The following is a 25,413-nucleotide window of genomic DNA, read 5'->3' as shown; positions in this document are numbered from 1 at the left end:
GAGACGTCTCATGGCCTATCTCGACCCGTACCAACGCCCCGCGCCGGACCGCTTCGTCCGGCGCGGGCTCTTCATCACCGCCTGCATTGCCGCGCTCATGCTGCTGTGGCAGTTTCTGCCCGCCATCGAGGCATGGTTCAGTCCGCGCGAGGCAGCAGAACGCACCGTGATGGCGCGTGGCGATCTGGCGGCGGACGAGAAAACCACCATCGAACTGTTCGAAAAATCGCGCGCCTCGGTGGTCTACATCACCACCGCGCAATTAGTACGCGATGTCTGGACGCGCAACGTGTTCTCCGTGCCGCGCGGCACTGGCTCGGGCTTCATCTGGGACGACGCCGGCCACGTCGTCACCAACTTCCACGTCATCCAGGGCGCGTCCGAAGCCACCGTCAAACTGGCCGACGGCCGCGACTACCAGGCCGCGCTGGTGGGGACGAGCCCCGCGCACGACATCGCCGTGCTCAAGATCGGCGTCGGTTTCAAGCGCCCGCCGGCCGTGCCGGTCGGCACCAGTGCCGACCTCAAGGTGGGTCAGAAGGTGTTCGCTATCGGCAACCCCTTCGGCCTGGACTGGACGCTCACCACTGGTATCGTCTCCGCGCTCGACCGCTCGTTGCCGGGAGAAGCGGGCGGCCCGGTCATCGATCACCTGATCCAGACCGACGCCGCCATCAACCCCGGCAATTCCGGTGGCCCGCTGCTCGATTCGGCTGGGCGGCTGATCGGAATCAATACCGCCATCTACAGTCCGTCTGGCGCCTCGGCCGGCATAGGCTTTGCGGTGCCGGTCGATACCGTCATGCGCGTGGTGCCGGAACTCATAAAGACCGGCAAGTACATCCGTCCGGCACTGGGCATCGAGGTGGATGAGCAGATCAACGCGCGTCTGCAGGCGCTGACCGGCAGTAAGGGCGTATTCGTATTGCGCGTGACGCCGGGCTCGGCGGCGCACAGGGCCGGGCTCGTCGGCGTCGAGGTCACCGCAGGCGGCATCGTGCCCGGCGATCGCGTTATCAGCATCGACGGTATCGCCGTCGACGACGTCACCACATTACAGGCCCGGCTAGACGACAAGAACGTTGGAGATGTTGTGGTCTTGTTAGTGGAGCGGGCCGGCAAGACTCGCGAGATGCTTGTGGAACTACAACCGGGAGTTTGATGGAAAGTGGGTCATGGATCTGCACAGCGAAGCAGCCAAGCGACTTCAGCCTTGCGCCGAACTACGAGCCCTAGCTAGGGATGGTCTGAAGTAGCCCTGTATTTCCGGCTGACTTCAGCCACTGCTGATTTTGAAAGCGGTGAACCGATCAAAAACGATCGGATCACCCGCTCATTTCGGTGCTTTCAGCCGTCGCGAGCACCTTGCGACGGCCATTTTCCGCATTACAGGCGCACCTCTCCTGCGCTTGCCAGCAAATGTCGGCGGGCCATCCATAGGTTCGACAGGGCAAACAGCGTCACCAGTTGTGCAGTGTTCCTCACCAGCCCTCGGAAACGTACCTTGGTGTAGCCGAACTGCCGCTTGATCACGCGAAACGGGGGCTCTACCTTCGCTCGCACTTGCGCCTTGGCTTTCTCGATCTTGCGCTTGGCTTTGTACAGGGCGCTGCGTTTATCGAGCATCTTGTAGGTGCTGCGGCGTGCAGCGACCTGCCAGATCACTTCTCGGTCGGCATGCTCGGAGCGCTTTTCGACGCCGGTGTAGCCGGCATCGGCGCAGACGACGTTCTCGTCGCCGTGCAGCAGCTTGTCGACCTGGGTGACATCCGCCACGGTGGCTGCCGTGCCCACCACGCTGTGTACCAGCCCCGATTCATCATCAACGCCGATGTGCGCCTTCATGCCAAAGTAATACTGGTTCCCCTTCTTGGTCTGGTGCATTTCCGGGTCGCGCTTGCCGTCCTGGTTCTTGGATGAACTGGGCGCGTGGATCAGCGTAGCATCGACGATAGTCCATCTTGATAATATCGGGCCGCTCAACGCTCGGGTACGGCACGAAATCCAGCTCGACGATGCGCGTCCACTGGATGTCGTTATCCTGTCGTTCGTTGGCTTGTGGCTCCTCGTCGAGCAATGTTGGTGCTTCGATGCGGGTGACGACGAAATCCCGAAACTCTCTACTCTTGCGATCAAATGGACGTGCCAGCGCATGCCGGTATCAACCAAAGCAAAGGGCACAATTACCCGCTCGGACTCGCCGCTGCTCATCGAGTAGTAGCGGATGGCGACGGGTCGCTTAGCGTGGATGCCTCGGCAAATCGTGGCTAACACATCCATCTTGGGAATGCTTAGGGCTGCGGGGGATTCGCATGGTAGCAGCGCCTGCATTGAGCCGTTCACGCCATCGCCAAAACCGAGAGACAGCGCCGACAGAACGCGCAGCGATGCGTGCTCGAACAACGGTGAGAACTCCTGCCCGATGCGATAAATCTTGTTGCTACCATCGAAGGTGATGTTATGCGGCGCAATTTCCCGGTACAAAGCCAAATCGCGTGTCGCCCCTGCCGGAGCCACACCGAAGCGCTCAATCAGATCAGGGCGTCCGATCTCACCGAAGAAATAGAGCCGAAAATCGATGTAGGCCAACCTCTCGCGCTGGACCAAACTCAAGTCCTCAAGCCGCTTAGAAAGGGAACCAAGCATGAATCATCACTATAGGGAAAAAATGAATATTTAATACGGTAATCCATAAAGTGCCATGATTATAATCAAATTGATGATAATCAGCATTAATACTTATGTAACAGCAAGAATTTATGTCTTAAACGTAGACAGTCATCGTATGGGCTGATGTTTCTTTACCGTTAAATTGATGCCATCCAACTATAAAACCTTGCTGCCCAATGCCCTATAGCTCCCTCAGGCAATTTGCCCTTATCCACTGTTCTGGTCTGGGGATGAGGGATATCAGAATAACCTAACGACTCAGGGACTGGGATCACAGGCAACCGTGGCTCGTCGCTTACCTTAATTCAAATTATTTTCAGATAGATATCATTCTTCTGAACATACCCGATTAACGGCAGAATCTCACGATTCTGCCGTTTTTGTATAATTTTTCAGAGGAGTAGCTAATGAACAATTCTGAAGGTTTGAAGTCGTTTCAGCAATCGCTTGCTGGCCTGCCACAGTGGGTGTCTGAACGTATATTGCAGCAGATAAATCAGTTAACCCATTACGAGCCAGTAATCGGCATTATGGGTAAGAGCGGTGCCGGTAAATCCTCACTCTGCAATGCCCTGTTTGCCAGTGAGGTATCACCGGTCAGCGATGTGGCGGCCTGTACACGTGAGCCACTGCGCTTTCGCCTGCAGGTTGGCGACCGCTATATAACGCTGATGGATCTGCCCGGCGTGGGCGAAAGTGGCGCTCGCGATACCGAGTATGCTGCGCTGTACCGCGAACAGCTTCCTCGCCTCGACCTGGTACTGTGGCTGATTAAGGCCGATGACCGGGCGCTGACGGTGGATGAACATTTTTATCATCAGGTGATTGGAGAGGTATACCGGCATAAGGTGCTGTTTGTTATCAGCCAGTCGGATAAGGCCGAACCTACCAGCGGTGGGGGACAGTTGTCCACGGCGCAGAAGCAGAATATCAGCCGCAAAATCTGCCTGCTGCATGAGCTGTTCCAGCCCGTCCATCCGGTGTGTGCTGTGTCGGTCCGTCTACAATGGGGGCTTAAGGTGATGGCCGAGCGGATGATTAAGTGCCTGCCACGTGAGGCCACCAGCCCGGTGGTGTCGCAACTCCATCCTTCCTTTCGCACGACGGTAGTCCGGGAACAGGCTCGTAGCGATTTTGGTGAAACCGTCGGGGCCGTACTCGATAGCATCAGTGCCTTTCCCCTGATACCCGCCCCTGTGCGGGCCGTCATTCAGGCCGTGCGCACCACCTTGGTCTCTGTGGCCCGCGCCGTCTGGGATTTCTTCTTCTGAGTATTTAACCCATCCCTGTTATTTCCCTGACCCTGTCGCCGATGCGACGGGGATCCCCTTTATTTGTTTTCCCGTTATGAGGAGTCTGCTTATGACCCGTCTGGCTTCGCGCTTTGGCGCTGCAAACATTATTCGTCGTGACCGTCCGTTAACCCGCGAGGAGCTGTTTCGCGTGGTGCCCAGTGTGTTCAGCGAGGACAAACATGAATCCCGTAGTGAACGCTACACCTATATACCCACCATCTCCTTGCTGGACAGCCTGCAGCGAGAAGGCTTCCAGCCATTCTTTGCCTGTCAGACCCGTGTGCGTGATCCGGAGCGTCGCGAACACACCAAGCATATGCTGCGTCTACGGCGTGAGGGACAGATAACCGGTAAGCAGGTGCCGGAAATAATCCTGCTCAACTCTCACGATGGCAGCAGTTCGTACCAGATGCTGCCGGGACTATTTCGTGCGGTTTGTCAGAACGGGCTCGTCTGCGGTGAGTCGTTTGGCGAGGTGCGGGTGCCACACAAGGGGGACGTGGTGAGTCAGGTGATTGAAGGCGCGTATGAGGTGCTGGGGATTTTTGACCGGGTGGAGGAGAAACGGGATGCCATGCAGTCGTTGCTGTTGCCACCCCCGGCACAGCAGGCACTGGCAAAAGCCGCCCTCACATACCGCTTTGGTGAAGACCACCAGCCGGTGACTGAATCGCAGATCCTCTCCCCTCGCCGCTGGCAGGATGAGAGCAATGACCTGTGGACCACGTACCAGCGTATTCAGGAGAACCTGATTAAGGGCGGGCTCAGTGGCCGTAATGCCAAAGGAGGACGGTCACATACCCGTGCCGTTCGCGGTATCGACGGGGACGTGAAACTTAACCGGGCACTGTGGGTGATGGCGGAAGCCCTGCTCACGCAACTGCAGTGACCGTTTAATGTTGCTGCTTTGTTAATATCGGACACCACCTGTCCGCATCGCACCGTGCTGACGGTCCTCACTCACCGAGGGAAGGCCTGTAACCCCCGCTGCCTCTGGCTTTTGCAGAAATGAAAAATAGTTTCTGTGGTGTCCATACCCTGTCCGACCCCCTCTTTAAAGTAATCACATCATTTTCAGTCAGTTAACTTTCACGGAGAACGTCTCATGACACAGGCAGAACGCCGCCATGACCGGCTGGCTGTCAGGCTGTCACTGATAATCAGCCGTCTGGTGGAAGGGGAAACGCTGAGTGTGCGTAAGCTTGCCGCTGAGTTTGGTGTGTCGGTGCGCACGCTGCGGCGTGATTTTCGTGAGCGGCTGATGTATCTGGACCTGGAGTATCAGTCCGGATATTGCCGCTTACGCACTGCGGGCAGTGAGACGCAGATGGTGCCCGACGTGCTTATCTTTGCCCACCGCAGCGGGATGGCCGGTCTTTTCCCTGGCTTTGACCGTCGTCTGGTAAACGCACTGCTGATGTGCGATGAGTCTCCCTGCGTAATCGCACCCGCCAGTCCGGCTCCTTCGCCATCAGGCGCATTGTCTTTCTGGCGACTGATTCAGGCCATTACCGGGCGCAGGCGGGTGACTCTGATTGCCGAGGGGCAGCGCTGTGAGCGGCTGGCTCCCTGCCGGTTACTTATCCACCAGCAGGCCTGGTATCTGGTGGCAGAGCACGACGGACATATCGCCGTATTCTCCCTGGATGAAATCCATCTGGTTCAGCCCCTGCAGGAGACTTTCCGGCGTAACGACAGTCTGTGTCGTCTTGTTGAAGACCCGGGCTTTATTCAGTCCTTACCCCATTTTCGCTTTATCCAGCAGTCACTGCTTACGTTTGTTCCGGCCGACAGCCCACCAGAATAGCGTAAGCGTTGTTATCAACCCGGCAACAGGGAGGAGCCCTATGCCCGTTATTGCCATTATCGCCATTGTTGTCATCGTCATCATTCTGAACAAAACCGGGGTGTCCGACAGTCTCGCGGCCCTGACCCTTGCCACTGTTGCCGCACTGCTGACGGGAGGTGGCGCAGCCGGTGCTGCCAGTGTCGCGCTGACACCGTTCGTCGGCGTGCCGGTGGGTATTTTCGTGGGCATTTATGTCTTTGCCAAAGTGGTTCGTCTGATTTCAGGAAAAAAATAATGAAACGTAAAACACTGCCTCTGCTGGCGCTGGTTGCCACCACTCTGTTTCTCATCGCATGCGATGACAGAAGTGATGACCTGAAGGCCATCAGTAAATTTAAGGACCTCACCCCACCGCGTTTCAGTGATGTGGTCAGCCACCAGGATGATGTCAGCGAAGAATGGTCACAGGTTGACTACTTATCCGGTCCCACCTTGCAGGTTTTACGTACCCGCCAGTCGCCCGATGGCTGCGAGGATGGCAGTTACTACTACCTCGTGGATATGCAGGAAAAAACCGTCCAGCCACTGATGAATGCGCTGTGTATTGCCGATAACATCAAACTGGAATACCAGGAGGTGACGGACCCGTATACCAAAGAAAAATACTTTGAGTACGCCCATGACGGCAAACTGATGGGGCGACTGCTGATACCCTCAAACCCTGAGAACCAGGAATAAAACAACGACAAAGGAGACAAGAATGACAATACTTTCACTAAGTCGGTTTATGCTGGCGGGTGTACTGCTCGCGAGCTTTAATGCCTCTGCTATCCCGGGGTTCTGGCAGCAGGGTTACGGTCAGGGCAATACGGAATACAGCGTGACCGAAGCCAGCGGAAAGACGTTTACCATCAACTGCACAGGGAACCCGGACCAGAATGGTTTCTATCAGCATTCAGTCTTTCTTACCCTTGCCGATGACAAGATGGTCAGTTCGCACGATGACGACACTACTATCACCGTAGTGATGGATCACCAGCAGTACATTATTCCGTCCAGCCTGGGCTGGCGTAACGGCGATAACGCCTGGTTTGACTTCATCAGCAATATCTCTGAGGCCGGGCAGTTCGACGTCTACGTCAATGACCACAAAGCAGGGACCTTCACTGCGGACCGGAAGAACGCTGAGAAAGTTCTGTCCACTCTCGGAGACTGCAGCAACGACTGATAGTAGTATCTTCCCCAGCAAATCCACCCCGACAGCTAGCAGGCTGCCGGGGTTTTCTTTTATCAGGAGCCCGAAAATGACCCAATCCGTGTTGCTGCCACCGGGGCCTTTCACCCGGAGACAAGCGCAAGCGGTCACTACCACGTACAGCAATATCACACTCGAAGACGACCAGGGCAGTCACTTCCGTCTGGTGGTTCGTGATACTGAAGGCCGGATAGTCTGGCGGGCATGGAACTTTGAGCCGGATGCCGGTGAAGGTCTTAACCGCTATATCCGCACCTCAGGCATCCGTACAGACACGGCCACCCGCTGATCGCGAAGCATTTACCCGCATTCACCTCCCCGAACACACTTTATATCCCCATACGCCAGCCATCGCCGCTGGCGTTTTTATTGACGGAGACATACCCATGACAACACAGACGCAGCACGACCTCGCACCCGCTAACCAACCCGAATTTGAACTGACCGTCACGCCGGTCCCCGATGAACAGCGTATCGATTTCTGGCCACAGTACTTTGGCGCTATCCCGCAGTGGCTACTCCTGGAGCCGCATATCTTCGCCTGGATGGACCGCTTCTGTGAGGGCTACAGCGGTGGTATCTGGTCGTTCTACACCCTCAGCAATGGCGGCGCATTTATGTCCCCCGAGCCTGACAACGATGAGACATGGCGTCTGTTTAACTGCCTGAACGGTAACGATGCCCAAATGAGTGCAGAAGCAGCAGGTATTGCTGTCTGCCTGATTGCGTATAGCCACCATGCCTGCCGTACAGAATGTGACGCGATGACCGCACACTATTACCGCCTGCGGGAGTATGCCATGCAACATCCAGAGGCTCACGCCATTCTGCGTATTACCGACTGACCGAAGGAGCAACAGATGAAACAGCTTTCCTTTTTACCCGGCGAGATGACGCCACAGGACCGGCGTCTCATTCAGCGGGCGCTCAGGGCTCTGGACCGCCACCTGCATGAGCCCGGCGTAGCCTTCACCTCTACCCACGCCGTACGTGAATGGCTGCGACTGCATATGGCCGCGCTTGAGCGGGAAGAGTTCCGGGTGTTGTATCTGGACAACCAGAATCAGTTGATTGCCCATGAAACGCTCTTCACCGGCACGATTAACCGCACCGAGGTGCATCCCCGGGAGGTGGTCAAACGTGCTCTGCACTTCAACGCGGCGGCGGTGATACTCGCGCATAACCATCCTTCCGGCGAGACGACACCTAGCCAGGCCGACAAAACCCTCACGCAGCGACTGGTTCAGGTGCTTCAGCTGGTGGATATCCGCGTCCCTGACCACCTGATTGTCGGTGGCAGGCAAATCTATTCGTTCGCAGAACACGGTCTGTTGTGAGGTATGACATGAAAATTATCAGTAAACGCCGGGCAATGACGATATACCGCCAGCATCCTGAGTCCCGGATCTTTCGCTACTGCAGTGGAAAATATCAGTGGCACGGTAGCGTCTGCCATTACACCGGCAGGGATGTGCCGGATATCACAGGAGTCCTCGCGGTATACGCCGAACGCCGCCAGGACCGTAACGGGCCTTATGCCTGCCTAATGAGTATTACCCTGAACTGACAATAAAAGGAGAGCCGCCATGACCCACATCAACTGGGGCCTGCAGCGGGCTATCACGCCGCGCCTGGGAGCCCGTCTGGTGCAGGAGGGTAACCGACTGCACTATCTGGCTGACAGGGCCAGCATCACCGGCAGGTTCAGTGACACCGAATGCCGGAAGCTGGATGAAACATGCCCGCACTTTATCCGCCAGATGGAGTCGATGCTAACCACCGGTGAACTCAGTCCCCAACACGCCCACTGCGTCACCCTGTACCACAACGGTTTCACCTGCGAAGCCGATACTCTTGGCAGTTGCGGCTACGTATACATCGCCATTTACCCCACTCAGAGTTAATTACCTTCACGAGAGTAAACATGAAAACTTTACCTGCAACAACTCAGCGGGCGGCGAAGCCCTGCCTAGCACCCGTGGCTGTCTGGCAAATGCTACTGACCCGCCTGCTGAAACAGCACTATGGTCTCACCCTCAACGACACACCGTTCAGTGAGGAACGTGTTATACAGGAACATATCGATGCCGGAATCACGCTGGCTGATGCCGTGAATTTTCTGGTGGAAAAATACGAACTGGTGCGTATCGACAGGAAGGGATTTAACTGGCAGGAACAATCCCCTTATCTCCGGGCTGTAGACATTCTGCGAGCACGGCAGGCAACTGGCTTGTTGCGGCAAAGCCGTAAAAATTCGGTACGGTGAATATTACAGGCAGTGCTACTGGCTTTCATCACTATCCGGGGATGCTGGCAGCGAGATGAAGAGGGCAGGGTAGCAATTCCTTACCTGACCCATTACCTGACCCAAATTGCATCCAAAGAAAAAGGAGTTAGACGATTTCTCATCTAACTCCTTGTTTTATATGGTGGCCCCTGTTGGGTTTGAACCAACGACCAAGCGATTATGAGTCGCCTGCTCTAACCACTGAGCTAAGGGGCCGTGGCGGTGAATTATAAAGTAACTCTCTACAGCAATCCAGCCATTCACACCTGCCTGCTGTTTTTATAAACAATGCATAATCAATCCTTTATACTTCCCTTACGATGGATTGATCGGGAGTAAAAATGATCAACGATATTCTGGCCCCTGGCCTGCGGGTGGTGTTCTGCGGAATCAACCCGGGTAAGTCCTCGGCGCACACCGGCTTTCACTTCGCCCATCCGGGCAATCGCTTCTGGAAAGTGATCCACCAGGCCGGGTTTACCGACAGATTACTCAGGCCCGAAGAGGAACAGCACCTGCTGGATACGCGCTGCGGCATTACTATGCTTGTTGAGCGCCCGACGGTGCAGGCGAGCGAGGTCAATCTGCATGAGCTCCGCAGCGGCGGACGGGAGTTGGTCAAAAAGATAGAGGACTATCAGCCCGCAGCGCTGGCGATCCTCGGCAAGCAGGCCTACGAGCAGGCGTTCAGTCAGCGCGGCGCTAAATGGGGTAAGCAGAGCATCACCATCGGCGTGACGCAGGTGTGGGTGCTGCCGAACCCGAGCGGGCTCAACAGGGCGACGCTGGATAAGCTGGTAGAGGCGTATCGGGAGCTGGATGAGGCGCTGATGGTGCGGGGGCTGTAATCCTCTGCGGCCTGATGCCCTCACCCTGACCCTCTCCCACAGGGAGAGGGAATAAACAAAAAAAAGCTCCCCGAAGGGAGCTTTTTCACTGTCAGGACAGGTTAGTCGTCCAGGAAGCTACGCAGCACTTCAGAGCGGCTTGGATGACGCAGCTTACGCAGCGCCTTCGCTTCGATCTGACGGATACGTTCGCGGGTCACGTCGAACTGTTTACCCACTTCTTCCAGCGTGTGGTCGGTGTTCATGTCGATACCGAAACGCATACGCAGCACTTTTGCTTCACGGGCGGTCAGGCCGGCCAGAACGTCGTGCGTCGCAGCGCGCAGGCTCTCGGTGGTGGCAGAGTCCAGCGGCAGCTCGAGGGTGGTGTCCTCGATGAAATCACCCAGATGCGAATCTTCATCATCACCAATTGGTGTTTCCATGGAGATTGGCTCTTTGGCGATCTTAAGCACTTTACGGATCTTGTCTTCCGGCATCAGCATGCGCTCAGCCAGCTCTTCCGGCGTTGGCTCACGGCCCATCTCCTGCAGCATCTGGCGGGAGATACGGTTGAGCTTGTTGATGGTCTCAATCATATGCACCGGAATACGGATGGTGCGCGCCTGATCCGCGATAGAGCGGGTGATAGCCTGACGGATCCACCAGGTAGCGTAAGTGGAGAACTTGTAACCACGACGGTATTCGAACTTATCTACCGCTTTCATCAGACCGATGTTGCCTTCCTGGATCAGATCCAGGAACTGAAGGCCACGGTTGGTGTATTTCTTGGCGATAGAGATAACCAGACGCAAGTTCGCCTCAACCATCTCTTTTTTCGCACGGCGGGCTTTCGCTTCACCGATAGACATACGACGGTTGATGTCCTTGACCTGCTCGATGGTCAGGCCGGTCTCTTCTTCAATCTGATGCAGCTTCTGCAGACCACGATAGACATCGTCCTTCACGTCGTGCAGTTTTTCAGACCACGGCTTGTTCATCGCGATAGCGGCGTTGAACCAGGTTTCGCTGGTTTCGTTGCCGGTGAAGAGGGTGATGAAGTTCTTCTTCGGCATTTTGCACTGCTCAACGCACAGCTTCATGATGATGCGTTCCTGGGTGCGTACGCGATCCATCATCACGCGCATGCTGTTTACCAGGTAGTCGAACTGTTTTGGCACCAGGCGGAACTGTTTGAATACTTCAGACAGTTTCAGGATCTCTTCCTGCGCGGCGGCATGGCTGCGGCCTTTCGCTTTGATGGTGTCACGCGTGACTTCGTACTGGGTACGCAGCTCGGCAAACTTCTCACGCGCCAGTTCCGGGTCGATGCTGTTGTCATCGTCCGCGCTGTCGTCGTCTTCTTCCTCATCTTCGTCTTCGTCGTCATCCATCTCTTCCTGAGACAGTTCGGAACCAACGTGAGTCGCGGTAGGCGCCAGATCTTCTTCCGCATTCGGGTCAACAAAACCGGTGATCAGGTCAGACAGGCGCGCTTCTTCCGCTTCAACGCGATCGTACTGCTCCAGCAGATAGGTGATCGCTTCAGGGTATTCGGCAACAGAACACTGAACCTGGTTGATCCCGTCTTCGATGCGTTTTGCGATGTCAATTTCGCCTTCGCGGGTCAACAGTTCAACGGTACCCATTTCACGCATGTACATGCGGACCGGGTCAGTGGTACGCCCGATTTCAGATTCAACGCTGGACAGTACCTGTGCGGCAGCTTCTTCCGCATCTTCGTCGGTATTGTTGGAGGTTTCAGCCAGCAACAGATCATCGGCATCCGGTGCTTCTTCCATCACCTGAATGCCCATGTCATTGATCATTTGGATGATGTCTTCGATCTGATCTGAATCGACGATATCTTCCGGCAGATGGTCATTGACCTCGGCATAGGTCAGATAGCCTTGCTCCTTACCGCGTTGGACAAGAAGTTTCAGCTGTGACTGCGGGTTTTGCTCCATAAGACGGTATCCACACTTAATTCGTTTGATTGGTGTCGGCGATGGGGCTGCCAACCTTTAAAGCGAGGGCGTACTTATATTTTTGCCGCTGCCTCTCAGTGCGGCTGCCGGGGGCTCCCCGATCGATATTCGGCACTTAAGCCGTTAAATACTTTTGTCTTTCACTTATTTCTTCGCCAGTTCCTGGTTAATCATCCAGAGTTCCCGGCGTTCTTCGCTGCTTAAGCCGTGCGTGCGCTCGCGAGCTATCAACTCTTCCTGGCGCAACTCAAGCATCGAATCAAACATATGGTTGAGCGAGTCGGTGAACGTTTTTTCTGCAATGTCCTTATCTGCTATATCGTCCCACATCGACAATTTTTCAAGGGTAGCGGCCTCTTTTGTGCCGCGATAATGTTCTAAAAGTTGTCCGGTGGTCAGACCTGGCTGAGACAAACACGTGTTGACCAGTTCTGAAAATAAGCCAAGTCCGGGCAATTTTTCGTGGTTCAAACCCGCCAGCGATGGCACTTGCGGAGCAAGTTCGGGGTTTTGTACCAGTAACCCTATCAGTATACGCATGGTTGTGCGTTTTAGCTGAGGCGCGGGGCGAACCGTGCCGTTTTCAGCCTGTTTAGGCATTAAACGTTCAAGCTGGCTGTCATCCAGAATGCCGAGCTTGTTGCCTAACTCCTGACGCAGATAGATACGCAGCGTTTCGCCGGGCACCTGGCTGATTAACGGCAGCGCCAGCGTACTGAGCTGCGCGCGCCCGTCAGGGGTACTTAAATCCACCTGCGGCATCAGGCTGTTAAACAGAAACGTGGAGAGCGGCTGAGCCTGATCCATCCGCGCTTCAAACGCCGCCTTGCCCTCTTTACGCACCAGCGTATCCGGATCTTCGCCATCCGGGAGGAACATAAAGCGTAGCTGACGCCCGTCGGTCATATACGGTAGCGCCGTTTCCAGCGCACGCCAGGCGGCATCGCGTCCTGCGCGGTCACCGTCGTAACAGCAAATCACGTTGTTGGTGACGCGAAACAGCAGCTGGATATGGTCTGCCGTCGTGGACGTTCCTAATGACGCCACCGCGTAGTTAATGTCGTACTGCGCCAGCGCGACAACGTCCATATAGCCTTCGACGACCAGAAGACGCGGAGGTTCCGCGTTATCCTGCTGCGCCTCATAAAGACCGTAAAGCTGGCGGCCCTTATGGAAAATATCGGTTTCCGGGGAGTTGAGGTATTTCGGCAGGGCATCACCCAGCACGCGACCACCAAAACCAATCACCCGGCCACGCTTATCGCGGATCGGGAACATCACCCGTTCACGGAAGCGGTCGTAGCTTCGTCCCTGGTCGTTGGTGACCAGCATGCCTGCGTCGATGAGAGACTTACGATCTTCGCTATTGCCGCCAAAACGTTTTAACACGTTGTCCCAGCCGGGCGGGGCGTAACCAATAGCGAAACGCGCAATCACATCGTCGCTCAGTCCGCGCTTTGTCAGGTATTGACGCGCAGGCTCAGCCGCAGAGTGCTTAAGAGACTGTTGGTAAAACGAATTCAGGCCATCCATCAGTTGATACAGCGTTTGCCGTTGATGGCGCTCGATCTGACTTGGCCCACTGCCTGCTTCATACGGCACTTCAAGGTTATGCATCGCCGCCAGCTCTTCGACGGTTTCAACGAACTCGAGCTTGTCGTAGTTCATCAAAAAATCGACGGCATTACCGTGTGCGCCACAGCCAAAGCAATGGTAGAACTGCTTTTCACCGTTAACGGTGAAAGAGGGGGTTTTTTCGTTATGGAACGGACAGCACGCATGGTAGTTCTTGCCCTGCTTTTTCAGCTTTACCCGCGCGTCGATGAGATCGACGATGTCGGTTCTGGCAAGCAGATCGTTGATGAAAACGCGTGGGATTCTTCCGGCCATATGCCCCAAAAATTTAAGCGACTTATAAACGAAAACAAGCCGCGCATTCCTTCCGGAAGCACGGCCTTACGACTACTACTCTGTCTGTCAATTGAGGGCTGAGGCCCTCAAGCGATTAGTACAGACGAGTACGGCGTGCGTTTTCGCGAGCCAGTTTCTTCGCGTGACGTTTCACAGCGGAAGCTTTAGCGCGCTTACGTTCGGTCGTTGGTTTTTCATAAAACTCACGACGACGAACTTCAGCCAGAACACCTGCTTTCTCGCATGAACGTTTGAAGCGACGCAGTGCTACGTCGAACGGCTCGTTTTCACGTACTTTAATTACCGGCATGTAACTCTCACCTTTAATAAATTCGGTTTGCCGCTGGCATCAACGCCAGCTTATTTCAAAATGGTGCGGAATTTTACTGCAAATGCTGCTGCTTTGTAAAGCACCGATGCGATTTTGAAAGGGACTTTAATAAGGGTGAGGAGTATACACGAGCCTTCTTCCTGGGGCGAACAAAGTTTTACATCACCCCGCCCAGGCTCTACACTGCGCGGTAGTGAAACGAGGTAAAACAAGTCATGCGTGTACTGGGTATTGAAACATCCTGCGATGAAACCGGCATCGCCATTTACGACGACGAAAAAGGCCTTCTGGCCAACCAACTGTATAGTCAGGTGAAATTGCACGCTGACTACGGCGGCGTCGTGCCGGAACTGGCCTCTCGTGACCACGTGCGTAAAACGGTTCCCCTGATTCAGGCGGCGCTGAAAGAGGCCGGGTTACGTTCAACTGATATTGATGCCGTGGCCTATACCGCGGGTCCGGGTCTGGTGGGCGCGCTGCTGGTTGGCGCGACGGTAGGCCGTTCGCTGGCGTTCGCGTGGGACGTGCCGGCCATTCCGGTTCACCATATGGAAGGTCACCTTCTGGCGCCGATGCTGGAAGAGAATCCGCCTGAGTTCCCATTTGTTGCGCTGCTGGTTTCCGGCGGTCATACGCAGCTGATTAGCGTAACGGGCATTGGCAAATACGCGCTGTTGGGCGAGTCGATCGACGACGCCGCCGGTGAAGCGTTCGACAAAACCGCCAAGCTGCTGGGGCTGGATTATCCTGGCGGCCCGATGCTCTCGAAAATGGCGTCGCAGGGAACGGAAGGGCGCTTTGTCTTCCCGCGTCCGATGACCGACCGTCCAGGGCTGGACTTCAGCTTCTCCGGGCTGAAAACTTTCGCGGCGAATACGATTCGTAATAACTACGACAGCGAACAGACCCGTGCCGATATCGCCCGCGCGTTCGAAGATGCGGTGGTCGATACGCTGATGATCAAGTGCAAGCGCGCGCTGGATCAGACCGGCTTTAAGCGTCTGGTGATGGCGGGCGGCGTCAGCGCCAACCGCACGCTGCGCGCGAAGCTGGCTGAGATGATGCAAAAGCGTCGCGGGGAAGTGTTTTATGCCCGTCCAGAGTTCTGTACCGATAACGGCGCGATGATCGCTTACGCCGGGATGGTGCGTCTTAACGCGGGGGCAACGTCTGACCTGAGCGTGTCCGTGCGTCCGCGCTGGCCGCTGGCGGAACTGCCTGAGGCGTGAGTTTTTTGCCCGGTGGCGCTGCGCTTACTGGGCCTACAAAAACCGTAGGCCGGGTCAGGCGAAGCCGCCACCCGGCGATAAACCGCATTACACCCGCAACATCCCTTTTTCTTCCAGAAACGCAATAATCGTCGCCAGACCGTCACCCGCTTTCAGATTGGTAAACGTCCACGGACGTTCGCCACGCATGCGGTTGGTATCGCGCGCCATCACGTCGAGCGACGCACCCACGTAGGGCGCGAGATCGGTTTTGTTGATCACCAGAAAGTCAGATTTGGTGATCCCCGGCCCGCCCTTACGCGGGATTTTTTCCCCTTCGGCCACGTCTATCACGTAGATAGTGAGATCCGCCAGTTCCGGGCTGAACGTCGCGCTCAGGTTATCCCCGCCGCTTTCGACGAAGATCAGGTCCAGATTGCCGAATTTCTCGCTTAACGCTTCCACCGCCGCCAGGTTCATCGAGGCATCTTCGCGGATGGCAGTATGCGGGCAGCCGCCGGTCTCCACGCCAACAATGCGCTCCGGCTCCAGTGCGCCCGCCTCGGTCAGGATGCGCTGATCCTCTTTGGTGTAGATATCGTTAGTGACTACCGCAAGATGATATGTATCGCGCATTGCCTTGCAGAGCGCTTCCAGCAGGGCGGTTTTACCCGACCCTACCGGGCCGCCGACGCCGACGCGCAGGGGGTGTTTGTAATCAGCCATGTTGACTCCTCAGGAACGGAATAGTCGTGCATATTGTGTTTCGTGGCGCGCGGAGGCGATGGCAGACAGCGGCGTGGCTGCGCCCAGTGCGTCGTCGTCACGTAAAAATGCCTCTTCGAACCCGGCGGCGAAGTGGTCGCTCAGGTCGATAATCAACTGCTGCGCCGCCTGCTGCCCAAACGGCACCAGCTTAACGCCCGCCATCACCGCGCTCTCAATCCAGCTGTAGCCGAGACTGAGCGCCAGTTCGCGCGCGCCAATGCCCCAGCGCACGCCGAGCCACGCCATGCCGCAGAGCTGGCTCTGCATACACAGTGTCAGCCATTCAGTCGGGCAGTCAGGCTCCCAGCTTTTAATCAGGCGCGTAAAGGCCGCGCCACGGTTGCGCTCCTCATCGCGCAGCTCGCGCGTTTCCCGGCAGGCGAGCAGGTATGCCGTCCAGCGTTTTGCCGCCACCCAATCCTGTTGTTCGCAGGCGAGATACAGGCGAGTAAAGAGCGGCAGATCGACGCAGTAAAAGCTCTGCTCCATCTGCTGGATTTGCCAGCGTTTAAAGGCGTCGGCATTCGTGACCCAGCCTGCCTCTACCGCCCACTCCAGCCCCTGCGACCAGGTAAACGACCCAACCGGCAGGCTACTGCTGGAGAGCTGCATCAGGCGCAGCCACTGGCGGGCGTGCTCCATCAGCTCATCAACGCCAGCAGGGCAGAGACAATCAACCCACCGCCGAACATTTTACGCAGGCCGTCATGACGGCGCAGCAGTAATCCTGCCGCGAAGCTGGCGCACAGCACCGTGGCGCTGGCGAACATAAACCCGCTGGTGAAGAGCCAGAAGCTGTGGCCGGACATCTCCACACCGTGTGCCCAGCCGTGGAACATCGCCAGAGCAGGTACCGCCAGCAGCAGACGGTTTTCAGTTTTAAACATCATCACGCCGCAGACCGCCAGCGAGGCGATAATCAGCATCTCCATGCCGCTAAATCCGCCGAGCAGACTGCCTGCAACAGCGCCAACGAGCATCATCCCGAGAGTGGCAAACGGCAGCAGGAGTTTGCGGCCACTCAGCGCCGAGAGCACGCCCGCGCCGGTAAGCATCAGCAGGTGATCGAGCCCGGTCAGGGGATGGAAAAAACCGGCCTGGAAGCTGTCGGCACCGTGGCCTGGATGGGCGAGCGCCGGAACGGAAAAGGCCAGCAGTAACAGGGGGAGGAGCTTGCGCATAATTAATCCTTAATGTGAATGAGCGTGAGAGTGGCTATGGCTGTGGGCATCGCTGGCATAGGCGCCCGCTTCCGGTTCAAACGGCAGGGAGTCGAAGGTCACCTCCAGCCCGAACGGGCGCAGCATGTCGTCGAGAACGTGATCGTGGTGATAGCGCAGTTCGCCGGGCATGATCTGCAGCGGCACGTGGCGGTTGCCCAGGTGGTAGCAGGCGCTGGCGAGCAGGAACGGGTCGGCGCAGCGCACCACGGAGACCGACTCTGCCGCTGCGATCACTTCGATGACCTCACTACCGTCGTCTGTCGTCAGCAGGTCGCCCCCGCGCAGCAGCAGGCCGCGCGGCAACATCAGCCCGGCGTCGCGGCCGTCGTTCAGCGCCACACGGGCGCGGCTTTTCACCCGCACGTCAATCGGCAGCGTCACGCTGGCGGTAATCGGGTGCGCGTGGTCCAGGCGTTGGGTTAAATAGATCATCATCACTCCTCAGAACAGGAAATAGCGTTGCGCCATCGGCAGAACGTCGGCCGGTTCGCTGGTTATCAGTTCACCGTCGACGCGCACCTCGTAGGTTTGCGAATCGACGGTAATATTGGGCAGTAAACCGTTGTGGATCATGTCGGTCTTCTTCACCGTCCGGCAGCCTTTCACCACCGCCGTGGCGCTTTGCAGATTGAGCTGCTGCGGGACGCCGTTCGCGCTGGCGGCCTGGGAGATAAACGTCAGCCGGGTGGCGTGGCGCGCGGCACCCAGTGCGCCAAACATCGGGCGGTAATGCACCGGCTGCGGCGTGGGGATCGAGGCGTTAATATCGCCCATCGGCGCGCAGGCGATCATTCCGCCTTTGACGATGGTGGCAGGTTTGACGCCAAAAAACGCCGGTGACCAGACCACCAGATCCGCCAGCTTGCCCGCCTCAATGGAACCGACCTCATGGGCGATGCCGTGGGTCAGCGCCGGGTTGATGGTGTACTTAGCGACATAGCGCTTCACGCGGAAGTTGTCGTTATCGCCGGTCTCTTCCGGCAGGGCGCCGCGCTGGACCTTCATGCGGTGCGCAACCTGCCAGGTACGGATAATCACTTCTCCCACGCGGCCCATGGCCTGTGAATCTGACGAAGTGAGCGAGAACGCGCCGATATCGTGCAGCACGTCTTCAGCGGCGATGGTCTCCCGGCGAATGCGCGACTCGGCAAACGCCACGTCCTCGGCAATATCCGGGTCGAGGTGGTGGCAGACCATCAGCATGTCGAGATGCTCGTCGATGGTGTTCACCGTGTAGGGCAGCGTCGGGTTGGTGGAGGAGGGCAGAATATTCGGATGCGCGCAGGCGGTGATAATATCCGGCGCATGGCCGCCACCCGCGCCTTCGGTATGGAAGGTGTGGATGGTGCGCCCACTAATCGCGGCCAGCGTGTCCTCGACAAACCCGGACTCGTTCAGCGTGTCGCTGTGCAGCGCCACCTGAATATCCATCTCTTCGGCAACCTCCAGCGAGCAGTTGATCGCCGCGGGCGTTGCGCCCCAGTCTTCGTGGATCTTCAGCCCAATGGCGCCAGCCGCGACCTGCTCGCGCAGGGCGTCCGGGTTAGAGCCATTACCTTTGCCGAGGAGGCCGATATTCACTGGTAGCGTATCGGCTGCCTGCAGCATACGCGCTATGTACCACGGCCCTGGCGTGCAGGTGGTGGCGTTGGTGCCCGCCGCAGGGCCGGTGCCGCCGCCGATCATGGTGGTCACGCCGGAAACCAGCGCCTCCTCCGCCTGCTGCGGGCAGATCCAGTGAATATGGGTGTCGATCCCGCCCGCGGTCACGATCTTCCCTTCGGCGGCAATCACTTCCGTTGCGGCGCCGATTGGGATCGTCACGCCGGGCTGAATATCCGGGTTACCGGCTTTACCGACGGCAAAGATCCGCCCGTTTTTGACGCCGATATCGGCTTTCACGATCCCCCAGTGATCGATGATCAACGCGTTGGTGAGCACCAGATCCACGCAGTCGTCGGCGGTCATCTGCCCCTGGCCCATACCGTCGCGGATCACCTTTCCGCCGCCGAATTTGACCTCTTCACCGTAGACCGTGAGATCGTCTTCCACTTCGATCCATAGCTCGCTGTCGGCCAGCCGCACTTTATCGCCGGTGGTGGGGCCGAACATATCGGCATACGCCCGGCGTGAAATGTCAGCCATTTTTCACCTCCCCCATCACCTCGCCGCGAAACCCGAAAATACGCTGCGCGCCCGTCACCTGTACCAGCGTGACTTCCCGCTTCTGGCCGGGCTCGAAACGCACGGCGGTGCCTGCCGGAATATTCAGCCGGTAGCCTCTGGTGGCTTCCCGGTCGAACTTCAGCGCCAGGTTGACCTCGTAAAAGTGATAGTGCGATCCGACCTGTATCGGCCTGTCGCCGTGGTTTTCAACAATCACTTGTTGGGTTTCACGCCCGACGTTGAGGGCAACCGTGCCGGGCTGGATCTGGTATTCGCCAGGGATCATGACGTGCTCCTTAGACGATCGGATTGTGGACGGTGACGAGCTTGGAGCCGTCCGGGAAGGTGGCCTCCACCTGAATATCCGGGATCATCTCCGGTACGCCCTCCATTACCTGGTCGCGCGTCAGAACGTGACGACCCGCTTCCATCAGCGAGGCGACGGTTTCGCCATCGCGCGCGCCTTCCATAATAAAGGCGCTGATCAGCGCGACCGATTCTGGATAATTGAGCTTAACCCCGCGCGCAAGGCGGCGTTCGGCAACCAGCGCGGCGGTGAACAGCAACAGCTTGTCTTTTTCTCTGGGGGTCAGTTCCATAACGTTTCTCTTATGTCTGCCAGATACGCGGCGAACAGGCATTTTTAGGGGTGAGAAGCGGGCGAAGCGACTGCCAGATGTCGCGCATCACCCGCTGGCAAATCAGGTTATCGTGGGAGAGGAAACGCACCGACAGCAGATCGTCGGTAAGCGTTGCACCTGCATAATTTCCCAGCGGTGCGAGGCGCTCGCGGACCGTATCAAGATGCGTTTCCCCGGCCGGATAGAACAGCAGCGTGCCGAGCCACGGATGTCCGGCAACGGGCGCAAGATCGCCGTCGCTCAGGTGCTGGCGCTCAATCAGGCGCGGTTCATCGTCCACCCAGACCTCAAGGCGGCTCTCCAGCGTGCCGTGGCTGAAGGTTTCACCGATTACCGGGCGACCCAGGCAATACAACTCCCACGCCAGCAGCGTGCTGGAGCCCTTCAGGTGGAAGACGGAGCGCAGTGCGGCATTGGCACCGGGAAAGAGGATGGTATCCTGCGGCAGCCACTCCAGCGTGGATCCATCATCGAGATAAAAGTGTTGATTCAGACAGGCCTGCGGGCCGCTGCTGCGATAGAACTTACTGGCGCCGGGCATGGTGATAAGCGCGTGGCTTTTGGCGTCCAGCCGAACGGAAATGTCCAGCGTATCGCCGCCCACAATGCCGCCGGGCGGATGCAGTAAATAGAGGTGACAGGTTTCCCCTTCGGGATAAAACGGGCGTTGAACGGTGAGCGGCCCGACGTGGTGGGCGGCCTGCAGGAGGGTTTTCTCAGGGGTGTGACAAAACAGCAGGGCAAGCGATGCCTGCCAGCCTTTATACGTATTATCAGTGACCTGAGCTGCTAACATGCTGCATCCATTTCCACACCATCGGGATACGTTTCAGTATGCCCTGGCGGAAATGAAGGCTGTCATATGAGTCGCTTATGGATACGTTTTCTGCTGCCGGCGTTGCGCGTTTTACTCCGGATCTTTTTTCTTTCGCTTGAGCTTCGTCCAGATTTTGGTCTCCTGACGACGCCACAGACGCTGAATATTATCGTGATGACGCAGCAGGATCAGGCAGGAGAGCATTGACACCGGGAAGGTGAACTGGGGTTTGAACCACCAGACGTAAAACGGAGCAATGAGCGCGCTGACGATGGCGCCGAGCGAGGAATAACCGCTCAGCAAGATGGTGAGCAGCCAGGTGCCCGCCATTACGCCGGTAAGATCCCAGCCGATAGGGGCGATAGCGCCAAAGGCGGTTGCAACGCCTTTACCACCTTTAAAACCGAAGAAAACGGGCCAGATGTGGCCGACGCAGGCCGCAATCGCAATGAGCCCCAGCCAGAACGGCGTGACGCCCAGCGCATAAGCGCCCCAGACGGGGAGCATCCCTTTCAGAACATCAAAAATCAAAACCGCTACGGCTGCTCCCTTGCCGCCAATTCTAAGTACGTTGGTCGCTCCCGGATTCCCGGAACCACTTTCACGCGGGTCAGGTAACCCGGCAATGCGGCAGACCAGAATGGCGCTGGAGATTGAGCCGCAAAGATAGGCGAGGAGGATCATTCCAGGCGCGATTGCACTCATAACGCTGTTCCGTTTTGAAAATGTATCTGTATTCTCAGCATCTGTGGATAATACGCATAATTCGCCGGAAGTGGTATCCGGTTTAGCCAAAAAGCAGGCAGGTCGTGATGGATATTGTATTTATAGAGCAACTTTCGGTAATCACCACAATTGGTGTTTACGACTGGGAACAGACCATCGAGCAGAAGTTAGTGTTCGATATCGAAATGGGCTGGGACAACCGCAAGTCAGCAAAAAGCGATGATGTGAATGACTGTCTGAGCTACGCCGACATCAGTGAAACGGTCATCGGCCATGTGGAAGGGCAGCGTTTTGCGCTGGTGGAACGTGTGGCGGAAGAGGTGGCGGAACTGCTGCTGACCAAATTCAACTCACCGTGGGTGCGCATCAAGCTGAGCAAGCCGGGAGCGGTAGCGCGTGCGGCCAATGTGGGCGTGATTATCGAGCGTGGCACAAATCTGAAAGGCAAGATTTAACGTCATAATTGCTAAACCATTTTAGGTTATATCGGTCTTATAGCTGTATCTTTCACGGTAGCCGTTGGGGCGACCGTTTTTTTATATCTTTTTAGGGGTTTATAGATGAGCGATATGCACTCGCTGCTGGTGGCGGCAATACTGGGTGTGGTCGAAGGATTGACGGAGTTTTTGCCGGTTTCCAGTACGGGCCATATGATTATCGTTGGCCATCTGCTGGGCTTTGAAGGCGATACCGCAAAGACGTTTGAAGTCGTCATTCAGCTCGGTTCTATTCTGGCGGTGGTCGTGATGTTCTGGCGTCGCCTGTTTGGCCTGATCGGCATCCACTTTGGCCGTCTGCCGCAGCGTGAAGGCGAAGGCTCGGGACGCCTGACGCTCATTCATATTCTGCTCGGGATGATCCCCGCAGTGGTGCTGGGCCTGGTTTTCCACGATGCCATCAAATCGCTGTTTAACCCTATTAACGTGATGTACGCGTTGGTGGTCGGTGGCTTCCTGCTGATTGCTGCCGAAGTGCTGAAGCCTAAAACCCCGCGTGCGGAAGGGCTGGACGATATGACGTATCGTCAGGCATTTATCATTGGCTGCTTCCAGTGTCTGGCGCTGTGGCCGGGCTTCTCCCGTTCTGGGGCAACGATTTCCGGCGGGATGTTGATGGGCGTGAGCCGTTACGCGGCGTCGGAGTTCTCGTTCCTGCTGGCGGTGCCGATGATGATGGGCGCCACCGCGCTGGATCTCTACAAAAGCATTGGCTTCCTGACCACGGGTGACATTCCGATGTTTGCCGTGGGCTTTGTCACCGCCTTTATCGTGGCGCTGATTGCCATCAAAACCTTCCTGCAGCTGATTAAGCGTATCTCGTTCATTCCGTTCGCGATCTACCGCTTTATTGTCGCGGCTGCCGTTTACGTGGTCTTCTTCTGATGACCCACTGCCCTCAGCCTTTCGGCTGAGGGCAACGTTTTTCCTTCCACACCGTTACGGCCTCAATTCGCCGTTTCGTCAGCTCTTCACGAATTTCCGGGCCTTTAAATCCTGCCTCGACAACGTCTTTCGTCGGCACCGCTTTTGCCACAATCCACGCTTCGCGCAGCAGTCGCCCCTGAGGGTAATCGGATGCTTCAAACCCGGTGCGGCCGCGAACGTCAGCTTCGCTGGTGAGTGCGATCTGCTCCACGCGCTGCGGCTTGCGCCAGGCGTCGATATTATCGAACAGCTTCACGATAGTGGCGGGTTTCAGGATCGGGAAGGTGTGGATCAGGTCGTGGAATTCAGCGACCAGTTTTGCCAGGTCACGGATCTCATTCGGCACGCGCAGGCGCTGGCAAAGCCCTTCTACCAGCTTTACGCCTGCCGGGCCGTGACCATGATGCCGTGGCCAGAATTCTCTCGGCGTTAAGCCTTTGCCGAGATCGTGGCAGAGGGTGGAAAAACGCACGTCTACTTCAGGACTGAGCATGGCCGCCATGCTCAGCGTCATCAGCGTGTGCACGCCGGTATCAATTTCCGGATGCCATTTTGCCGGCGCGGGTACGCCAAACAACGCGTCGATTTCAGGGAACAGCACCTTTAGTGCGCCGCAGTCACGCAGGACCTGGAAAAAGACCTGTGGGTTGCGGGTGGTCAGGGCATTTTCCGTCTCTTTCCAGACGCGCTCCGGCGTCAGGTGTTCTAATTCGCCCGCCTCGGTCATGGCCGTCATCAGCGCCATCGTCTCATCCGCAATGCGGAAGCTCAGATGGGCGTAACGCGCGGCAAAGCGCGCCACGCGCAGAACGCGGAGCGGATCTTCAGAAAATGCCGGGGAGACGTGACGTAAAAGACGGTTGCGCAGGTCATCCTGCCCGCCGTAGGCATCGATGATATGGCCGTTTTCGTCCTGTGCCAGGGCGTTAATGGTGAGATCGCGGCGCAGCAAATCCTGCTCCAGCGTCACATCCGGCGCGGCGTAGCAGGTGAAACCCGTATAGCCGGAGCCGGATTTCCGTTCGGTACGCGCCAGAGCGTACTCTTCGCGGCTTTTCGGATGAAGAAACACGGGAAAATCGCGGCCTACCTGCTGGTAGCCCGCGTCGAGCATCTCTTCCGGGGTGGCGCCAACGACAACCCAGTCTTTATCTTTGACCGGCAGACCTAACAACGCATCACGTACCGCACCACCGACCAGATAACTCTTCACGCCCAACTCTCCCGTTTTCTCTTTTCCAGAATGATACGTAAGTCTGGCAGAGAAGACGAATTAGTTCATCCAGCGGTCTTTACGCTTGCGGCTTGGGATAAGATGCGGCAGGACCAGACCCAGCACCAGACCCACGCCCAGCACGCCGCCGCCATACATAAACCACTGCATGATGATGGTGCGCTGCTTGTCATCAAGCTGCAGATTCGCGGCGTTTACCTTTTTCTGCGCGACGATCAGCTCGTTTTTGAGTTTTTGATTCTCTTCTTTCAGACCGTTAATCACGCTGTCGCTCTGTGCCACTTTCTGCTGCATCTCTGCGGTGCGCTGGTTCCAGGTACCGTCGATGTTGTTCAGCTTGTCGGTCAGGGTCTTCACCTGGTTTTCCAGATCCGGAACGCGCGTGCGCAGGCTTGGTACGGTGCTCAGCTCTTTCAGCGGGATCCAGGAAGTACGACCGGTACTGTCGCGAACCTGACCATAGTTGGTGTCCGCGTTGGTCTGTAACAGGGTGACTTCCTCGCCGGCATTCACCGTGCCCACGAGGCGATAATTATCTCCGGGGCCACTGCGTACCCAGGTGTTCAGTTCGTCAGAAACGTAACGCTTCTCTTCAGCGTGCACTGCGGTTGCGGCGCTAAAAGCGAGTAAAGTGAGTCCAATCAGGCGTAATTTAAGCATCATTAGTCGTTATTTTCATAAATAGTGGAACGATAGTAGTGGCAACAGTGTCTCTACGCAAAGCATTCGTCAGCAATCAGAATCATCTGTGTCACGACTCTACACATTTACGCCCGTCAAATTGCTCATTGCATGGCAATTTGGCGCAAAATACTATGTACTGACAAACAAATGGCGAGGAAGTTCGCCCTCA

General features: G+C 56.9%; 31 protein-coding genes, 1 tRNA gene and 2 pseudogenes. 17 read left to right on the top strand and 17 right to left on the bottom strand.

Annotated features, from left to right (window positions below):
• Positions 1-10: 10 nt before the first annotated feature.
• Positions 11-1,162, top strand: a complete 1,152-nt coding sequence (locus L3068_RS19585) for a S1C family serine protease (RefSeq protein ID WP_117582376.1) — start codon at positions 11-13, stop codon at positions 1,160-1,162.
• Positions 1,163-1,386: 224 nt separating this feature from the next.
• On the opposite strand, the pseudogene L3068_RS19580 reads toward L3068_RS19585, so the two are convergent.
• Positions 1,387-1,962, bottom strand: a pseudogene (locus L3068_RS19580) (IS5 family transposase); the annotation flags it as partial.
• A gap of 237 nt (positions 1,963-2,199) precedes the next feature.
• Positions 2,200-2,646, bottom strand: a pseudogene (locus tag L3068_RS25470) (BrxR family helix-turn-helix transcriptional regulator); the annotation flags it as partial.
• A 431-nt stretch (positions 2,647-3,077) separates the two neighbouring features.
• On the opposite strand from L3068_RS25470, the gene L3068_RS19575 reads away from it, so the two are divergent.
• From L3068_RS19575 to L3068_RS19520, 12 genes are all read left to right on the top strand, one after another.
• On the top strand, positions 3,078-3,941 hold the full coding sequence (locus L3068_RS19575; RefSeq protein WP_117582374.1) for a GTPase family protein: 864 nt from the start codon (positions 3,078-3,080) through the stop codon (positions 3,939-3,941).
• Positions 3,942-4,032: 91 nt separating this feature from the next.
• Positions 4,033-4,854, top strand: coding sequence for a DUF932 domain-containing protein (locus L3068_RS19570; RefSeq protein WP_001548153.1), 822 nt, complete (start codon positions 4,033-4,035; stop codon positions 4,852-4,854).
• A 216-nt stretch (positions 4,855-5,070) separates the two neighbouring features.
• Positions 5,071-5,772, top strand: coding sequence for a DeoR family transcriptional regulator (locus tag L3068_RS19565; RefSeq protein WP_117582372.1), 702 nt, complete (start codon positions 5,071-5,073; stop codon positions 5,770-5,772).
• Between the two features lie 40 nt (positions 5,773-5,812).
• Positions 5,813-6,049, top strand: a complete 237-nt coding sequence (gene ypjK / locus L3068_RS19560; RefSeq protein WP_001144031.1) for a protein YpjK — start codon at positions 5,813-5,815, stop codon at positions 6,047-6,049.
• The gene (locus tag L3068_RS19555; RefSeq protein WP_001547764.1) at positions 6,049-6,492 is read left to right on the top strand and encodes a YfjS/YafY family lipoprotein; all 444 of its coding nucleotides are present in this window, start codon (positions 6,049-6,051) and stop codon (positions 6,490-6,492) included. Before ypjK ends, L3068_RS19555 begins: the two co-directional genes overlap by 1 nt.
• A gap of 22 nt (positions 6,493-6,514) precedes the next feature.
• Positions 6,515-6,982, top strand: coding sequence for a YfjT/YkfB family phage-associated protein (locus tag L3068_RS19550; protein WP_001547765.1), 468 nt, complete (start codon positions 6,515-6,517; stop codon positions 6,980-6,982).
• 76 nt (positions 6,983-7,058) lie between these two features.
• Positions 7,059-7,298 carry a DUF905 domain-containing protein gene (locus tag L3068_RS19545; protein ID WP_180208556.1) on the top strand — a complete coding sequence of 80 codons (240 nt, stop codon included), beginning with the start codon at positions 7,059-7,061 and terminating at the stop codon, positions 7,296-7,298.
• A 97-nt stretch (positions 7,299-7,395) separates the two neighbouring features.
• A complete protein-coding gene (locus tag L3068_RS19540; protein ID WP_205920785.1) occupies positions 7,396-7,854 on the top strand; it encodes an antirestriction protein in 459 nt (152 codons plus the stop codon).
• A gap of 15 nt (positions 7,855-7,869) precedes the next feature.
• Positions 7,870-8,346, top strand: a complete 477-nt coding sequence (locus L3068_RS19535) for a JAB domain-containing protein (protein ID WP_000811693.1) — start codon at positions 7,870-7,872, stop codon at positions 8,344-8,346.
• Positions 8,347-8,354: 8 nt separating this feature from the next.
• Entirely contained in the window at positions 8,355-8,576 is a 222-nt protein-coding gene (locus tag L3068_RS19530) for a DUF987 domain-containing protein (protein ID WP_001548171.1), read from the top strand.
• A gap of 19 nt (positions 8,577-8,595) precedes the next feature.
• Positions 8,596-8,913, top strand: coding sequence for a type IV toxin-antitoxin system YeeU family antitoxin (locus L3068_RS19525; RefSeq protein ID WP_006812013.1), 318 nt, complete (start codon positions 8,596-8,598; stop codon positions 8,911-8,913).
• 20 nt (positions 8,914-8,933) lie between these two features.
• Positions 8,934-9,275, top strand: coding sequence for a TA system toxin CbtA family protein (locus L3068_RS19520; protein ID WP_006812012.1), 342 nt, complete (start codon positions 8,934-8,936; stop codon positions 9,273-9,275).
• Between the two features lie 161 nt (positions 9,276-9,436).
• Here L3068_RS19520 and L3068_RS19515 read toward each other — a convergent pair.
• A tRNA-Ile gene (locus L3068_RS19515) sits at positions 9,437-9,512 on the bottom strand.
• Between the two features lie 125 nt (positions 9,513-9,637).
• On the opposite strand from L3068_RS19515, the gene mug reads away from it, so the two are divergent.
• Entirely contained in the window at positions 9,638-10,144 is a 507-nt protein-coding gene (gene mug, locus L3068_RS19510) for a G/U mismatch-specific DNA glycosylase (RefSeq protein WP_014885286.1), read from the top strand.
• A gap of 101 nt (positions 10,145-10,245) precedes the next feature.
• On the opposite strand, the gene rpoD is transcribed toward mug, so the two are convergent.
• The 3 genes from rpoD to rpsU form a co-directional block, all read right to left on the bottom strand.
• Positions 10,246-12,090: an RNA polymerase sigma factor RpoD gene (gene rpoD, locus L3068_RS19505; RefSeq protein WP_014885285.1), complete on the bottom strand. Its 1,845-nt coding sequence runs from the start codon at positions 12,088-12,090 to the stop codon at positions 10,246-10,248.
• 165 nt (positions 12,091-12,255) lie between these two features.
• A complete protein-coding gene (dnaG, locus tag L3068_RS19500) occupies positions 12,256-14,001 on the bottom strand; it encodes a DNA primase (RefSeq protein WP_014885284.1) in 1,746 nt (581 codons plus the stop codon).
• Between the two features lie 115 nt (positions 14,002-14,116).
• Positions 14,117-14,332: a 30S ribosomal protein S21 gene (rpsU, locus tag L3068_RS19495; RefSeq protein WP_001144069.1), complete on the bottom strand. Its 216-nt coding sequence runs from the start codon at positions 14,330-14,332 to the stop codon at positions 14,117-14,119.
• 236 nt (positions 14,333-14,568) lie between these two features.
• Between rpsU and tsaD the strand changes: the two genes are divergently transcribed.
• Complete coding sequence (tsaD, locus tag L3068_RS19490) at positions 14,569-15,582, top strand: tRNA (adenosine(37)-N6)-threonylcarbamoyltransferase complex transferase subunit TsaD (RefSeq protein ID WP_117582163.1); 1,014 nt, start codon at positions 14,569-14,571, stop codon at positions 15,580-15,582.
• An 87-nt stretch (positions 15,583-15,669) separates the two neighbouring features.
• Here the strand turns inward: tsaD and ureG are convergent, their stop codons facing one another.
• The 9 genes from ureG to plsY all read right to left on the bottom strand — a co-directional run bounded on the left by ureG (position 15,670) and on the right by plsY (position 21,881).
• Positions 15,670-16,287, bottom strand: a complete 618-nt coding sequence (ureG, locus tag L3068_RS19485) for an urease accessory protein UreG (protein WP_014885282.1) — start codon at positions 16,285-16,287, stop codon at positions 15,670-15,672.
• Between the two features lie 9 nt (positions 16,288-16,296).
• A complete protein-coding gene (locus L3068_RS19480) occupies positions 16,297-16,971 on the bottom strand; it encodes an urease accessory protein UreF (protein WP_117582165.1) in 675 nt (224 codons plus the stop codon).
• Positions 16,971-17,510, bottom strand: coding sequence for a HupE/UreJ family protein (locus L3068_RS19475; protein ID WP_032635533.1), 540 nt, complete (start codon positions 17,508-17,510; stop codon positions 16,971-16,973). The genes L3068_RS19480 and L3068_RS19475 overlap by 1 nt, the downstream gene beginning before the upstream one ends.
• Positions 17,511-17,519: 9 nt before the next feature.
• On the bottom strand, positions 17,520-17,984 hold the full coding sequence (gene ureE / locus L3068_RS19470; protein WP_117582167.1) for an urease accessory protein UreE: 465 nt from the start codon (positions 17,982-17,984) through the stop codon (positions 17,520-17,522).
• Between the two features lie 9 nt (positions 17,985-17,993).
• A complete protein-coding gene (gene ureC, locus L3068_RS19465; protein WP_117582168.1) occupies positions 17,994-19,697 on the bottom strand; it encodes an urease subunit alpha in 1,704 nt (567 codons plus the stop codon).
• Complete coding sequence (locus tag L3068_RS19460) at positions 19,690-20,004, bottom strand: urease subunit beta (RefSeq protein ID WP_117582169.1); 315 nt, start codon at positions 20,002-20,004, stop codon at positions 19,690-19,692. The genes ureC and L3068_RS19460 overlap by 8 nt, the downstream gene beginning before the upstream one ends.
• A 10-nt stretch (positions 20,005-20,014) precedes the next feature.
• Positions 20,015-20,317 carry an urease subunit gamma gene (locus tag L3068_RS19455; protein WP_003862556.1) on the bottom strand — a complete coding sequence of 101 codons (303 nt, stop codon included), beginning with the start codon at positions 20,315-20,317 and terminating at the stop codon, positions 20,015-20,017.
• A 10-nt stretch (positions 20,318-20,327) separates the two neighbouring features.
• Positions 20,328-21,155: an urease accessory protein UreD gene (locus L3068_RS19450; RefSeq protein WP_117582170.1), complete on the bottom strand. Its 828-nt coding sequence runs from the start codon at positions 21,153-21,155 to the stop codon at positions 20,328-20,330.
• A 111-nt stretch (positions 21,156-21,266) separates the two neighbouring features.
• Positions 21,267-21,881, bottom strand: a complete 615-nt coding sequence (gene plsY / locus L3068_RS19445; RefSeq protein WP_014833311.1) for a glycerol-3-phosphate 1-O-acyltransferase PlsY — start codon at positions 21,879-21,881, stop codon at positions 21,267-21,269.
• A gap of 107 nt (positions 21,882-21,988) precedes the next feature.
• Here plsY and folB point away from each other — a divergent pair, with 107 nt between their 5' ends.
• On the top strand, positions 21,989-22,357 hold the full coding sequence (gene folB / locus L3068_RS19440) for a bifunctional dihydroneopterin aldolase/7,8-dihydroneopterin epimerase (RefSeq protein ID WP_014885275.1): 369 nt from the start codon (positions 21,989-21,991) through the stop codon (positions 22,355-22,357).
• A gap of 105 nt (positions 22,358-22,462) precedes the next feature.
• A complete protein-coding gene (gene bacA / locus L3068_RS19435) occupies positions 22,463-23,284 on the top strand; it encodes an undecaprenyl-diphosphate phosphatase (RefSeq protein WP_014885274.1) in 822 nt (273 codons plus the stop codon).
• Positions 23,285-23,297: 13 nt separating this feature from the next.
• On the opposite strand, the gene L3068_RS19430 is transcribed toward bacA, so the two are convergent.
• Together L3068_RS19430 and L3068_RS19425 are read right to left on the bottom strand one after the other, a co-directional pair.
• Positions 23,298-24,539, bottom strand: a complete 1,242-nt coding sequence (locus L3068_RS19430) for a multifunctional CCA addition/repair protein (protein ID WP_117582186.1) — start codon at positions 24,537-24,539, stop codon at positions 23,298-23,300.
• A 60-nt stretch (positions 24,540-24,599) separates the two neighbouring features.
• Entirely contained in the window at positions 24,600-25,220 is a 621-nt protein-coding gene (locus tag L3068_RS19425) for a TIGR04211 family SH3 domain-containing protein (protein WP_014885272.1), read from the bottom strand.
• Positions 25,221-25,413 lie beyond the last annotated feature (193 nt).

Origin of the sequence: Enterobacter cloacae complex sp. ECL414, from assembly GCF_021869685.1 — a bacterium.
Taxonomy (GTDB): Bacteria; Pseudomonadota; Gammaproteobacteria; order Enterobacterales; family Enterobacteriaceae; genus Enterobacter; species Enterobacter kobei.
Note: the sequence above shows the minus strand (reverse complement) of the source record. Positions and strands in the feature narration are given on the sequence as shown.

What these genes read in the sequence shown, in the direction of transcription:
- L3068_RS19585 (WP_117582376.1), top strand. Translation starts at nt 11, where the DNA reads ATGGCCTATCTCGACCCGTACCAACGCCCCGCGCCGGACCGCTTCGTC.
- L3068_RS19575 (WP_117582374.1), top strand. Translation starts at nt 3,078, where the DNA reads ATGAACAATTCTGAAGGTTTGAAGTCGTTTCAGCAATCGCTTGCTGGC.
- L3068_RS19570 (WP_001548153.1), top strand. Translation starts at nt 4,033, where the DNA reads ATGACCCGTCTGGCTTCGCGCTTTGGCGCTGCAAACATTATTCGTCGT.
- L3068_RS19565 (WP_117582372.1), top strand. Translation starts at nt 5,071, where the DNA reads ATGACACAGGCAGAACGCCGCCATGACCGGCTGGCTGTCAGGCTGTCA.
- ypjK (WP_001144031.1), top strand. Translation starts at nt 5,813, where the DNA reads ATGCCCGTTATTGCCATTATCGCCATTGTTGTCATCGTCATCATTCTG.
- L3068_RS19555 (WP_001547764.1), top strand. Translation starts at nt 6,049, where the DNA reads ATGAAACGTAAAACACTGCCTCTGCTGGCGCTGGTTGCCACCACTCTG.
- L3068_RS19550 (WP_001547765.1), top strand. Translation starts at nt 6,515, where the DNA reads ATGACAATACTTTCACTAAGTCGGTTTATGCTGGCGGGTGTACTGCTC.
- L3068_RS19545 (WP_180208556.1), top strand. Translation starts at nt 7,059, where the DNA reads ATGACCCAATCCGTGTTGCTGCCACCGGGGCCTTTCACCCGGAGACAA.
- L3068_RS19540 (WP_205920785.1), top strand. Translation starts at nt 7,396, where the DNA reads ATGACAACACAGACGCAGCACGACCTCGCACCCGCTAACCAACCCGAA.
- L3068_RS19535 (WP_000811693.1), top strand. Translation starts at nt 7,870, where the DNA reads ATGAAACAGCTTTCCTTTTTACCCGGCGAGATGACGCCACAGGACCGG.
- L3068_RS19530 (WP_001548171.1), top strand. Translation starts at nt 8,355, where the DNA reads ATGAAAATTATCAGTAAACGCCGGGCAATGACGATATACCGCCAGCAT.
- L3068_RS19525 (WP_006812013.1), top strand. Translation starts at nt 8,596, where the DNA reads ATGACCCACATCAACTGGGGCCTGCAGCGGGCTATCACGCCGCGCCTG.
- L3068_RS19520 (WP_006812012.1), top strand. Translation starts at nt 8,934, where the DNA reads ATGAAAACTTTACCTGCAACAACTCAGCGGGCGGCGAAGCCCTGCCTA.
- mug (WP_014885286.1), top strand. Translation starts at nt 9,638, where the DNA reads ATGATCAACGATATTCTGGCCCCTGGCCTGCGGGTGGTGTTCTGCGGA.
- rpoD (WP_014885285.1), bottom strand. Translation starts at nt 12,090, where the DNA reads ATGGAGCAAAACCCGCAGTCACAGCTGAAACTTCTTGTCCAACGCGGT.
- dnaG (WP_014885284.1), bottom strand. Translation starts at nt 14,001, where the DNA reads ATGGCCGGAAGAATCCCACGCGTTTTCATCAACGATCTGCTTGCCAGA.
- rpsU (WP_001144069.1), bottom strand. Translation starts at nt 14,332, where the DNA reads ATGCCGGTAATTAAAGTACGTGAAAACGAGCCGTTCGACGTAGCACTG.
- tsaD (WP_117582163.1), top strand. Translation starts at nt 14,569, where the DNA reads ATGCGTGTACTGGGTATTGAAACATCCTGCGATGAAACCGGCATCGCC.
- ureG (WP_014885282.1), bottom strand. Translation starts at nt 16,287, where the DNA reads ATGGCTGATTACAAACACCCCCTGCGCGTCGGCGTCGGCGGCCCGGTA.
- L3068_RS19480 (WP_117582165.1), bottom strand. Translation starts at nt 16,971, where the DNA reads ATGGAGCACGCCCGCCAGTGGCTGCGCCTGATGCAGCTCTCCAGCAGT.
- L3068_RS19475 (WP_032635533.1), bottom strand. Translation starts at nt 17,510, where the DNA reads ATGCGCAAGCTCCTCCCCCTGTTACTGCTGGCCTTTTCCGTTCCGGCG.
- ureE (WP_117582167.1), bottom strand. Translation starts at nt 17,984, where the DNA reads ATGATCTATTTAACCCAACGCCTGGACCACGCGCACCCGATTACCGCC.
- ureC (WP_117582168.1), bottom strand. Translation starts at nt 19,697, where the DNA reads ATGGCTGACATTTCACGCCGGGCGTATGCCGATATGTTCGGCCCCACC.
- L3068_RS19460 (WP_117582169.1), bottom strand. Translation starts at nt 20,004, where the DNA reads ATGATCCCTGGCGAATACCAGATCCAGCCCGGCACGGTTGCCCTCAAC.
- L3068_RS19455 (WP_003862556.1), bottom strand. Translation starts at nt 20,317, where the DNA reads ATGGAACTGACCCCCAGAGAAAAAGACAAGCTGTTGCTGTTCACCGCC.
- L3068_RS19450 (WP_117582170.1), bottom strand. Translation starts at nt 21,155, where the DNA reads ATGTTAGCAGCTCAGGTCACTGATAATACGTATAAAGGCTGGCAGGCA.
- plsY (WP_014833311.1), bottom strand. Translation starts at nt 21,881, where the DNA reads ATGAGTGCAATCGCGCCTGGAATGATCCTCCTCGCCTATCTTTGCGGC.
- folB (WP_014885275.1), top strand. Translation starts at nt 21,989, where the DNA reads ATGGATATTGTATTTATAGAGCAACTTTCGGTAATCACCACAATTGGT.
- bacA (WP_014885274.1), top strand. Translation starts at nt 22,463, where the DNA reads ATGAGCGATATGCACTCGCTGCTGGTGGCGGCAATACTGGGTGTGGTC.
- L3068_RS19425 (WP_014885272.1), bottom strand. Translation starts at nt 25,220, where the DNA reads ATGCTTAAATTACGCCTGATTGGACTCACTTTACTCGCTTTTAGCGCC.